The organism is Citrobacter sp. CK198, from assembly GCF_030333295.1.
Classification (GTDB): domain Bacteria; phylum Pseudomonadota; class Gammaproteobacteria; order Enterobacterales; family Enterobacteriaceae; genus Citrobacter_B; species Citrobacter_B koseri.
On sequence record NZ_JAOWGE010000027.1, the window covers coordinates 235,299 to 247,089 of the forward strand.

At 48.4% G+C, this 11,791-nt stretch carries 9 protein-coding genes and 1 pseudogene; 5 read left to right on the forward strand and 5 right to left on the reverse strand.

What is annotated here, in order from left to right; genetic code table 11:
• Positions 1-85: 85 nt before the first annotated feature.
• From OGY62_RS06180 to OGY62_RS06200, 5 genes and pseudogenes are all read right to left on the reverse strand, one after another.
• Entirely contained in the window at positions 86-2,929 is a 2,844-nt protein-coding gene (locus OGY62_RS06180; RefSeq protein ID WP_286459351.1) for an Ag43/Cah family autotransporter adhesin, read from the reverse strand.
• A 72-nt stretch (positions 2,930-3,001) separates the two neighbouring features.
• Positions 3,002-3,688, reverse strand: a complete 687-nt coding sequence (locus OGY62_RS06185) for a WYL domain-containing protein (protein ID WP_047738081.1) — start codon at positions 3,686-3,688, stop codon at positions 3,002-3,004.
• A gap of 226 nt (positions 3,689-3,914) precedes the next feature.
• Positions 3,915-4,741, reverse strand: a pseudogene (locus OGY62_RS06190) (DUF932 domain-containing protein).
• A gap of 89 nt (positions 4,742-4,830) precedes the next feature.
• Positions 4,831-5,694 carry a GTPase family protein gene (locus OGY62_RS06195; protein ID WP_114647517.1) on the reverse strand — a complete coding sequence of 288 codons (864 nt, stop codon included), beginning with the start codon at positions 5,692-5,694 and terminating at the stop codon, positions 4,831-4,833.
• An 89-nt stretch (positions 5,695-5,783) separates the two neighbouring features.
• Positions 5,784-6,695 (reverse strand): hypothetical protein, encoded by a 912-nt coding sequence (locus OGY62_RS06200; RefSeq protein WP_286459352.1) that lies wholly within the window; start codon positions 6,693-6,695, stop codon positions 5,784-5,786.
• Positions 6,696-7,089: 394 nt separating this feature from the next.
• Between OGY62_RS06200 and OGY62_RS06205 the strand changes: the two genes are divergently transcribed.
• The 5 genes from OGY62_RS06205 (at position 7,090) to OGY62_RS06225 (ending at position 11,784) form a co-directional block, all read left to right on the forward strand.
• Positions 7,090-7,296 carry a helix-turn-helix transcriptional regulator gene (locus OGY62_RS06205; protein WP_072197167.1) on the forward strand — a complete coding sequence of 69 codons (207 nt, stop codon included), beginning with the start codon at positions 7,090-7,092 and terminating at the stop codon, positions 7,294-7,296.
• 368 nt (positions 7,297-7,664) lie between these two features.
• Entirely contained in the window at positions 7,665-8,276 is a 612-nt protein-coding gene (locus OGY62_RS06210; RefSeq protein ID WP_286459383.1) for an inovirus Gp2 family protein, read from the forward strand.
• A gap of 305 nt (positions 8,277-8,581) precedes the next feature.
• A complete protein-coding gene (locus OGY62_RS06215) occupies positions 8,582-9,490 on the forward strand; it encodes a helix-turn-helix transcriptional regulator (RefSeq protein WP_114647520.1) in 909 nt (302 codons plus the stop codon).
• A gap of 3 nt (positions 9,491-9,493) precedes the next feature.
• Positions 9,494-10,339: a hypothetical protein gene (locus tag OGY62_RS06220; RefSeq protein ID WP_114647521.1), complete on the forward strand. Its 846-nt coding sequence runs from the start codon at positions 9,494-9,496 to the stop codon at positions 10,337-10,339.
• A complete protein-coding gene (locus OGY62_RS06225) occupies positions 10,339-11,784 on the forward strand; it encodes a hypothetical protein (RefSeq protein WP_114647522.1) in 1,446 nt (481 codons plus the stop codon). The genes OGY62_RS06220 and OGY62_RS06225 overlap by 1 nt, the downstream gene beginning before the upstream one ends.
• Positions 11,785-11,791: the final 7 nt, after the last annotated feature.

An 11,791-nucleotide genomic window follows, 5' to 3' on the forward strand; every position in this document is an offset into this window, starting at 1 on the left:
ATAACGTTAAAAACAAAAAGCCCCTGCTGCATAAGCAACAGGGGCCGAATGAGAGTGGTTATCTCTGTTTTAGTGGGCCGTGCTATCAGAAGGCGACTTTCAGTGTGGCCTGCCCGTTGTAACCGTCAGCGCTGTTACCGCTAACGCTACGGGTATAGCCGCCCTGAATACCAAGCGTCACGTTCTGGCGGATAAGTGCATCAATACCCGCCTGGAGATCAACCGCTGTGCCATCCTGAGACGGGGTAAAGGTAACATTACTTCCCGCCGTGGCCGTTCCCATGCTCAGATCGCCGTCTGAGCTGAAGGTGCGAATAACAGACGGACGAACCCACCAGTTAACCGGCAGTTCACTTACGCTGTGTTTCATGCTGCCGCCAGAACCTGTTTGTGTGGAAGTGCCGTTACCGAAAGTCATCTCCGACTGGCTGCCGAAGCGAACTCCGGCGCGGATATGCTGTGCGCTACCGTCACCAAAGTTCACGTAGCCTCCATTGTCATGACCGTTATTCAGGGACAGCCCCTGCCAGATATACTGAAGCTGCGGCTCCAGTATCAGGCCATTGGTCACACTGAACGGCAGACCCGTTTCCAGCGAACCCAGCCAGCCCCAGCCGTGGGTAGCGAAACTGTCTGCATCAGACGTCGCTTTCAGGTTATGACGGGAGCCCTGAGCCACCACATCTGTCCACAGGCCGCTGGCGGCATGCACGGCGGTCAGATAACCGCCCAGGCTGTACACATCATCACGGGCACTCCCGGCACGGGAGCGGTCATCGTCTTTTATATCAACAGAAGAATGTCCCGCTGCACCATACACACCGGCTTGCAGCGAAGAGTTGCTCAGCAAGTCGCTGCCCAGTTGTACAAAGCCGTAGCTGCCGCTGCTTTCCGGTATCGCACCCTGCGCAATTCCGCCGTTATTTTCACGTCCTATATGACCGCCCTGGATGCGCCCCCAGACTTTGCTGCCACCTTTGACCGCACTGCGCTGGTTGTAGCTGCCTGCCAGTACGCGGTCATAGTCCATGCTCTGCGCAAACAGCGAAGCATAAAGCGCAACTTCAGCACGATAACCAGCTTCGCTGGTCAGATACCAGTTTTCATCCGCAGCACCGTGGTTCAGGATGTAGTTATACGCACCTGCCTGCAGCTTGCTGCCAAGCGCAAAGGCCCCGGCCTCCGTCGTGGCACCGTTAATCGCATCCACTACTTTGATACCGTCCCCCGAGGTAGCAAGGCCCAGCCCGGCATCACCGGCATTGGTGAAGTTCAGCCAGGTTTTCCCCGTTGCCTGCCCGCCGTCGATAATCAGCATATCAGCCGGGAAGTCAGGATTCGCCAGGTTGATATTCATGTTAATGGTACCGCCCTGGCCGACAAGGTTTGTCGTGGTGAGCTTGCGGGGAGTAAAGGTATTATCAGAGGAAGCAGCAAACAGGCGAGTTCTGGCGGCATCGCTTTGCTCAGGCGCGAAGGTTATCGTACCGGCATTTTCAATGGTGCCGGTACTGATGACATCCCCCGTAACCGTCAGGTTTGCATGCTCAGCCAGGCTGGTGGTACCGCTCAATCCGCCACCATTTTCTACGCTCAGCTCGCCGCCGCTGCCAACGGTGGTATTTTCCGCTATCGCACCGGATTTAACGCTAAAGCGGCCGCCGTTTTCCAGCCAGAGTCCACGGGCTTTGCCAGATGCAGCATCAATACTGAATTCACCACGCGCGTTTGTACCACTGACCGTTGAACCGCTGTCGGCAATCAGGACAGCGCCTTCATTCATGGTCACGTTTGTCGCCGTTCCGCCGTTGTTAACCGCCAGCACACCGCCCTTATCGACCATTGTTGTGTCTGCAGCATTGCCAGTGAGGACATCCAGTCGCCCGCCGTTTTCCAGCACCACATTGCTTGCGTTACCGGAAACCGAATCAACACTGAAGCTGCCTAGCCGATTGGTGCCGGACACATCCGCAGCCGTATTTGTCACCAGCGCGCCACCTGCATTGATAATGACATCTGAGGCCTTGCCACCCGCAGCTACGCTGAGTCTGCCGCTGTTATTGACCGTGGTATCGCTGACCTGAGCGCCGTCCTTAACTACCTGCCAGCCACCGCTGTTGATGACGGTATCCGTTGCTGCCGCACCGGAATGAACGTACTGATAGCCGCCATTTAGCGTGGTATTTTCTGCACTGCCATGAACGCTCTGATCACCGCCAGCATTCACCGTCGTGGCGACGACGGTCCCTTGCTCAAAAACGACCTGGCGGCCATTTTCATTGATGGTTGTATTTGTTGCGGTACCAGAAACAAACATCCCGTCGCTGTTTTCCGAATCCGGGCCACCCTGTGCGCCGGTATTCACAACGGTGCCAATTGCCTGAGCACCCCCTTTCACTACCATGTAGCCGCCTTCATTAATGACGGTTCCGGTGGCAACCCCGCCGGAATGTACCCATTGCTCGCCACCGTTCAGTACCGTACCGGAAGACTGACCGTGTACGCTTTGACCACCACCGGCATTTATCGTTGTATCGCTGGCACTGCCGCCTGCAAGCACCGCCTGAAGACCGTTACTGTTTATGGTGGTGTGGTTTGCTACGCCACCATCCTGTACGAACTGGCCGCCCTGATTGTTATCTTCATCATCGCTGCCGTACTCCAGGCCAGTGTTAATGGTGGTGTTATTCGCCTGCCCGTAAACCAGCTGTGTGTCGTTATTGCTGATAACCACCCCGTCAGTCGTCTCCCCGACAGGTACAGAGGTCTCTGCTGCCAGTGCTATCCCCGAGGTCAGTCCGGCAACGGCTAGTGCGAGTACTGCGCCAGTACGCTTTCCTTTTGCTTTTGCCAGTTCTGAAACAACCACAAATGCGCCAAGAACTTCGTTCCAGACCAGCCGATAACTGGTATTTAGATTTCGCTTCATCGTATTAACCTTGTTGTGTGTAAATAAAAAAGCCAGCATCCACTCTCCGTGGATGCTGGCTGGTGAAAAACTTCAGGGTGAGGTAAATGCATTCAGCGACTGCTGGATGCAGCGGAAATGCGGCAGAGCCCGGGCAAAACCGGTATTCTCAGCCATCCGCCAGAGCCTCTCATTACGTCTGAATATCTCCGTTGTGGGCTGTACCACATGGATTTCATTCAGGGTGAAAACAGCCGGGCGCTCCTGATATTCAGCGATCAGATACCAGTGACCTTCCTGCATCATCAGCCGATACGGTGCCAGCCGTTCGCAACGCTGTCCGTCAGCGAGCAGCGTGACGCGATAGCAGGCGGTAATGGCTTTGACCAGACGATAGAATGACAGTGACGCTGACGGGCTGGTTATACCCACAGCTTCACCCGCCAGACAGGGCGCGTCGTTGCAGTTCAGCAGCAGGCTGACCAGTCGACGGTCCAGCCCCGGAAACAGATCGGCTACACCTGTACGATGAGCGAAGGTCAGCACATCCAGCTCGGCCTGCGCACCACTCACGCCCGTCCGCAGGCGGTAACAACCGTTGCTACATTCAAGATCCAGATACATCAGCCGTTCGCGAAAATCGCGGTACAGAGTACGAGCAGATACACCAAACTCTGCTGTCAGCCTGCGCATATCCAGCGTTTCACCTGCAACGAGGCGACTGATAATCAGCGACAGCCTGATCGCCAGCCTGTCGTGGCGGCGCTCTGTCTGTGTCATTATCATTTCTCCATACGAGTTAACTGACTGAAAGGGTTATGATTCTAAAGAAGGGGTCTGACAGGGTATGTCCGGGGCAATAACTATTTTTCGATGGACAGGAAGCCACTGCTCACTGGGTAAGTCGGGGTTTTTGTTCAATTAATCAGCAATACAAGAAGAGGTGAATTGACAGGGCATGTCATTCTTTAACGAGGCATTAACTTTTCAGATGCAGAATCTGAATTTAAACAGACTGAAACTGTGACAACATCGTTTCCGCCATCACCCACAGCGCACGGTTGAGTTTTACGTCCCTGTCAATGCCACGCACCGCACGGGTATGCGTTCGCCCGCCTTTAGCATTACGTCCACTAAGCCCGCCCTTAATCAGGTTTTCCTGTACACGCTGATAAGTGGTCCACAGATCATTGCTCTCATCCTGCCAGCGGCGTGGGGAGAGTATCTGCGATTCAGTAACAGGCTGGTGGTCCTCACCAAAGCGATACGTAAGCGCTGCTTTCGCAAGTGCCTGCTGCGCAGGTGGCGGTAGCATCAGAGACTGATGGCATCGCGTTTCTCTTCCACCCGATCAAAAATCCCAAGCACTTCATAAGCCCCTTCAATCACCTGACTCACCACATCACCTTTGTGTGGTACCCGCACCTCACCAAACGACTCACCGCAGACAAGCCCGTTCTGACACACCGCACGAAATAATCCCGGCAGCATTTGATACGAACTGGTGCCATCATGAGAGTTAAGCAGAATGATTTCCGGCACCTGTTTACCTGTAATTTGCCCCTCCCGACGCAGGCGAAGCATGTGCTTGGTGTGTTCCCGACGCCCCGGGTCACGCACGCGGGTCTGACAGGCAAAGAATGGCTGAAAGCCTTCGCGCTGCAGGTTGTCCAGCAGGGATATGGTTGGAATATAGGTATAACGTTCGCTGCGGGATTTGTGTTTGTCCTGACTGAAAACGCTGGGCACCACACGAAACAGCTCTTCACGGGTTAACGGACGGTCACGACGGATAAGATTTGCTGCGCCAAAGCGCGAAGCCAGACGGGTCATAAGCAGACTCCTAATAAAGGAAAACAATAATAGAAAGCCCTGCCGCACAGGCGACAGGGCTCATGGAATAACAGGTTGGAATTAAATGCTCAGAAGAAGAAATCCCAGACAGCACGGGCCACTGATACCACGGTGGTGCGCATGGCCTGAATGATGGTCCGCACCGGAGTCGGTATCAGCGGGAAAGTACTCACCGTATCCAGCACCGCACCGATAGTTTCACCAAAATCAACGCGCGCTTTTTCCTGGACTACTGTTGTGCGAAAGGGAGGCTGCAGTTGCGCGACCACCGGGCTGCTGGCCTCGCGCGGCAGGCAGCGAATCATTCTCTCCGCCATTGTTCGTAATCCCCATTTAGCCCGGACCGATACGGCACATACAGGATGAACAGGCTGGAACAATTCATGCAGCAGGCAAATTTTACGGCTAATGTTTTGCTTCTGCTCTGTGGATAAGTGAACGCCACCGCTAGTGGGTTCGGTCTTGTCCGACTGACTAATAATAAACAGCACCTTATGCCGGTATGACTCACCAATTATCTGATGATAAAAATGCTCATCCACCGCCAGCGCCCGATCATCGGCCTTGATTAGCCACAGCACCAGGTCGAGCCGGGGAAGCTGATCACGGTACAGCCCGGCATACTCGCTATCGCGTGCACTACTTTCCCCTACGCCGGGCAGGTCCACCAACGTCATAACGCGCTCGCCAACCTGAAGGCGAAAGTGCAGAGGTTCCCGGGTACAGGCCACCACATCGCTGACAGGCGATACCTCACCAGCAAACAGGGCATTGCAAAGGCTACTTTTGCCTGCTCCCGTTTTACCCATAATACCTATGACCGGTTCATACTCAGTTATCTGTCTTATTTGTTGCAATAAATGCTCAGTAACCCATTCAGGTAATCCAGATACCGGTTTTAGCAAAGAAGAATAACCGTATTTATTTTTCATAACACCACCCTCTTATTGATAATAAAAAGGCAGCTTACACGGCTGCCTTTTTAATCCTTCATGGGGATGATATATATCTAAAAAAGCATTCAGCGTGGATTCAATTTTTGTTTCCATGCCAGATGAATAGCATATTCAATGACTCTGGCATTTGAGAGCCCTTCTCTAACAGATATATCACGAAGCTTATCATGAGTCTCCTGAGAAATGATCACGTTAAGGGCTTTATTTTTATCTGCACGCTTCTTCTCTCGACTTTTCTGTGTGCTCATTGCACTTTTAAATTTCCTTATGAATAGTTCTCTTTCTGCTTCAGTTCTAAAAACATCCTCACGCCAGATAAAATATGACGCATAACAGTATGCGATTTTTTCTTCTGTTCCTTCAGCATGCCGATATTTTTGCAAGGTAACATTATTTTCCTGCAAATAATTCAGCAACCAGTCAATGGTCACCCCTGCTTTCCCATTAACATCAGAAAATAAATTTTTCTTTGTGATTAATTCATTCCACTCATTATGTAATCTTAGGATATATTGCCTGGCATTTCCTTCAGAAATGCTTTTTACAACTTTATCTTTGATAAGCCGCACCCGAAGATTATGGACCGGTGGAATATCGAATCCTAAAGTGAATGGTTCATTTAACAGCGAATTTCCTGCCTGAACAGGGAATGTGTCTGTATAGGGTGCATAACTTAGGGTTACCTGTTCTTGATCTGTTTTACAAAGTAACCAGTAACTAGCCCTGGAATCTGTGGTGAACCATTCAAGCTCATCTTCACATGGAATCTCTTTTTTAGCCTCAACCCGGGTGTTATTGATAAAAATATCTACTTCTCTTTCGGAACCTTTATTCCCACTCAATAATAAATTGCGCACTCTCTTTTCATAGTTTGCAAGATTTGCTTCGGACGACTCAGGAGGAATATCAATCTCGAATTTCTTTAATTTAAAGTACAAAAATAAAATGAGATTCCTTTCATCATAAAATGAAACCACCACTACCCCCTTGTCACTACGTGATTATAGGTACAAAAATGCCCATTTTTGCACATTAACTCAATGAGTTATTGTTGATAACGTGTATACGGTCACGAAAATTTGGCTTCTTGAGGACTGGGGGGATAGCAGAGGGGAAGAAGTAAAAGAACTATTTGGGTTCTGGATTACAAAGGGATATAAAACTCTAAGCGTAAATATAAACAGATTGAAATAGCCATAACGAATTATGAAAAACCTTACTGCTTTATATGCATGAAGAGGGACATTTCAATTTCCAGAATCACTTAAAAGGCTCATTATATTTTTTACATAACAACCGGTTGTTATGCCTGAACGCGAACTCAATTCCAAATTGAGCTCTGCCACACTAATAACAACCGGAGAATCTAATATGATAACTGAAACACTATTAACTGAAGACAAATTAGTTGACATGTTATTTATCACCACCCTAACCGGATTAACTGACAAGTGGTTCTATAAATTAATTAAAGATGGTGAATTTCCAAAACCTATTAAGCTAGGGAGAAGTTCTCGCTGGTTACAGAGTGAAGTTGAAAATTGGTTAAGAGAACGAGTTAAAGCATCGCGAAGCTGAAATGAAATTACGCCCATGCCCCCAATCGGACTGCATGTTTATATCATAAATATCATTTTATAACCCACATGTTAACTTCGGAGTAAAAATAAATGATCACCAGCTAATAAAATCACACCTTGCATGACACGCATTAAAATTAACACCCCGGATTGGTAATATTAATATATACAACTCATCCAACCATCAACACACTCATCCATTGCAAGTATATAAACAACAATAGTCAATACACTCTGCACATATACACGCCCCCACAAATCAAACTAACAAGCATTCAAATCAAAACCATAAATCACCATTTAATTACCTCATCAACCCAAGGTAAGAAACAACCCTAGATACTATACAGACAACAGGAATTTATGATGCTTAACGATATTTATCTTGATCAACGTCATTCCCCATTCAATACAATGTATCTGCAACGGATGCTTCGCGTGATTAATAACGCTACAGCACAATACCCACGAACAATGGCTGTTCGTGTAGACCTACGACTTCCTGATAACCATGATGAATGTAAGGCTGGTCTTATCTCTCGATTTATAGAATCGCTTAATGCAAAGATTGAAGCACGATATCGAAGCAAACTAAAGCAGGGTATTCGATGCTACCCATGTCATTTACGTTACGCCTGGGTCCGGGAGGTTGGAGAAAAAAGCAAGAAATCTCATTACCACATGGCACTCTTTGTGAATAAAGATACTTTCAACGGGTTAGGGGCGTACGGTGAAGATGGAACTGGATTAGCCAGCCTGATACAGGCAGCCTGGCTGAGTGCCTTACAGTTGAGCCCTCCCCCCGGATATCGAACGCTGGTACATATCCCGGACAACCCATTGTATTACCTGGACGTCAATAATTTAGACTACAAAACGGTTTACGATAAACTCACTTTCAGGCTGAGTTATTTTGCGAAAGAGCGCACCAAGTCATACAGCCGGAATGAACGCTCATTTGGCTGCAGCCAGTCCTGAGGCAAAACAAACTAAGTCTATAAAGATTTTTTCAGCCTGGCTCTAATCGACTGAATCTCAGCATACTCCGCTTTTGAAGCCTTGACACGTCAGTTGTTCTTTCACCTCTGAGTGGCTACTCGCGACTGCCTGCAGGAGACTGATTATGTTATTGACCGCAAAAGCCATTAACTGACTTTTCGACTTAATCTCCTTAAGTTATGTGAGAAATTTGCCGATATGAAAACATGATCCTCCAGTCGCTACTGACATGCCCTGTCAGTAGCGACTGGTAATCTCAAGGAAAAATTACAAGGAGAACGCGCATGAGCGGGCATGAGGTTATGGTACAAAGAATAACCGCTATTATTGCGGAACTTTACCAGTGCGGTTTTGTATCACGTAAGAAGATGATGGACGAATTCAACATCAGTGAACGTACTTTGTATCGTGATCTTAATCGTCTGGGCGACAGAATCATCCCCGATGGTGATGGTATTTACAGGCTGGCTCCCGCTTACGCTAAACCTCAGGCTCTAAAAGAACAACAAAATCTCATCAGCGCCCTGGGCATGGCAGAATTATTCCCTGCAAAAAAAATCTTCTCCCAGCCTGACCTGACTTCACTGATCATCAGATCGCTGCCCGGAGATCCAGAAGCGAAACGTGTGCTTGAGAATAACTATAGTTTGTTCGATAAAGCGATTCGTGAAAATAACCTTTGTGAATTTCATTATAAAGGGAAACATCGCACCGTCGCGCCTTATAAGCTTATTAATATAAAAAGCGTCTGGTATCTCGGTGCGGTAGAGAATGAAAAGGTTAAAGGATTTCAGCTCACCAAAATTCATTGGCTGAAACTTAAATCAGAGCAATTCACACCACAACCCCATATCACACAATACTTTGCTGAAGAAGATGATGTCTGGTTTTCTTTGGATAAGCAGATTGTACTCATTAAAATTGCAGCCGACGTAAGCCATTTTTTTAAACGTCGAAATGTTCTTCCTGCCCAAAAGTTAATTCGTCAGGAACCTAATGGCGACTTGATCGTGCAAACCAAAATGGCACACGAAAACCAGCTATTTCCATTACTACGTTATTGGTTACCAAATCTCACTATTATTTCCCCAGTTGGCCTACAACAACATTTTTATCTGAAGCTCAACCAGCAGATAATAGAAATGAAATCCCATTTCAGTGAAATTATTTTTGACAACATACAGCAGGAGTAAAAAATGTTACGTGGTTCAGAAAGAAAAGAAGCATTAGCCAGTCTCAAAAGTGCAACTAACCGTTATGAGGTGCAGGCTAAAGACACCCAGGATGAGATCACTGCCCTCTTTCTGTTACGCCAGAAATGCAGTAAGGACCTTATTGCCCGTGGTGAAAATTTTGTTAATCGACTGGCGAATACGCCCAAAGAGTTTGATAAATCCTGGAGCGAATTGAAAGCGGAAATCGCTGAATTTGATAACGTGGTGGAAAAACTGGAAGAAGAATACCGCGCATCACATATTGGTAAAGGAACGGCTGCTGCGGGGGTTGCAGTAGGGGCAGGCGTCGCCGCATTTGCCCCTACGGCTGCGCTGGCGGTCGCAACAACTTTTGGTACAGCATCCACGGGTACCGCTATTGCTACGTTAAGCGGAGCTGCCGCAACAAATGCAGCCCTGGCATGGCTCGGCGGCGGCGCACTGGCTGCGGGTGGCGGTGGCATGTCAGCAGGAAGCGCACTACTGGCTCTGGCGGGTCCAATAGGCTGGGGGATTGGTGCTGTAGGCATCGCTGGCGGAACCTTACTGGCACGTCGCAAAAACGGTAAAATCATTGATGAAGCACAACAGGAAGAGCGCCAGGTTCGCGCAAAAACCAGCGAACTTCGGGTGATGGAACGTGGTGCGCAAGAACTCAAGATGCTCACATCCGAGCACTATCATGGTACTGAAAGCATTATTGATGTGCTGGAAAAGACTGCGCCTCAAGACTATTGCCAGTTTAATACCCATCAGAAAGATCAATTAGGGGCATTGATTAACCATATCAATGCATTATCAAAACTGATCAACAAGAAAATCCAGTAATGAGCATTAACCATAATACAGTTGGCGATCAGCTTATCGGCAGCGCGGTTAACGCCATTAATCAGACCCGCATTGATAATGAACTGTTAAAACTATCGCAGCAGGATCGTGCATTTGAGTTGGCTGGCGAACAAATGCAAAAGGTGCGTGATTTCATCGCGTCACCGGGTAACATCCTGGGCTCAATGAGCACCAAACACGGTGAAATTGCTGAGCAGGTAGAAGTTGGCGTGCGCAATGCTCGCCAGGCAATAGAAGAAAGGGTTCAGGATGCCTCTGATCTTAGCGCCACATTTGACGGAGTGGGTCGAACCGCTCCGGCGGATTATATGATAGATGGCGTTGACGTGCAGTCAAAGTTTATCAACGGAGTTAATAATAACCTGAACCATGTCCTTCAGCACATGGAAACCTATCCCAATTTCACCCAGGGAGAATCCTTTTACCATATCCCCAAAGACTCCTGGCAAACGATTCAGGATGTTATTGATGGGAAGCCGGTGGAGGGCTTGAGCGAAAAAACAATACAGGCTATCAGGGATAAAGTTGCAGAAATTGAAAGTACAACGGGAAGATCCTTTAATGATGTCGTGCGTCCTGGAGTTTCTGATTACAAAGATGTTCAGTGGGGAAAAATTGACGAAACGCTTGATAAACATGATCAGGAATTAGCGGAACAGAACGAGGCAAAAAAAGCAGAAATTATTGACGATCACCAACCCTCCCTAAGTGAAGGCATGCGTGCAACTGCAATGGGAGCCGCTTTCGGTGGAACCTTTGCTCTTGTAACAGGTATATATAGCAAATACCGTGACGGTAAAAATATATTTCGTGGAGATTTCAATAGACAGGACTGGCAGGATGTCGGCTTAGATACATTGAAAGGTGCCGCTATTGGCGGTGTATCCGCCGGAGCAATTTATACCCTGACCAATTATGCCTCTCTGGGAGCACCGTTCGCCAGCGCGCTGGTCACTGCCGCTAAAGGTGTAAGCAATCTTGCTCTCTCCTATCAGCGCGGTGAGATTAATGCTGATGAATTTACCGATCTTGGCCTTATCATCTGCGCGGAATCGGCCATCGTTGGCGCAATGTCTGTCGCAGGTCAGGCAATCATCCCTGTGCCTGTTTTGGGGGCATTGGTTGGTTCTATCTCAGGGAAGTTTATGGTTACCGTAGCTAAAAATCTGGACAGTAAAGCACGCCAATTGCTGGCGAAAAAAATGGAGCAATTTACATGTCGCTTAAGTGAGATTGAGCAGAAAGCACTCAACCGAATTTTGAACGAGTTCGCGGCGCTGGGTGAGCTTACCGCCGCTGCATTTAGCGTGGAAAATAATCGCCGGTTGCTGGAAGCAAGCATCACGCTTGCCCAGGCCCACGGTGTTGAAGAGGCGAAGATAATCAAAAATGCGGATGATCTTGACACATTTATGATGGCGTAGCACTCGA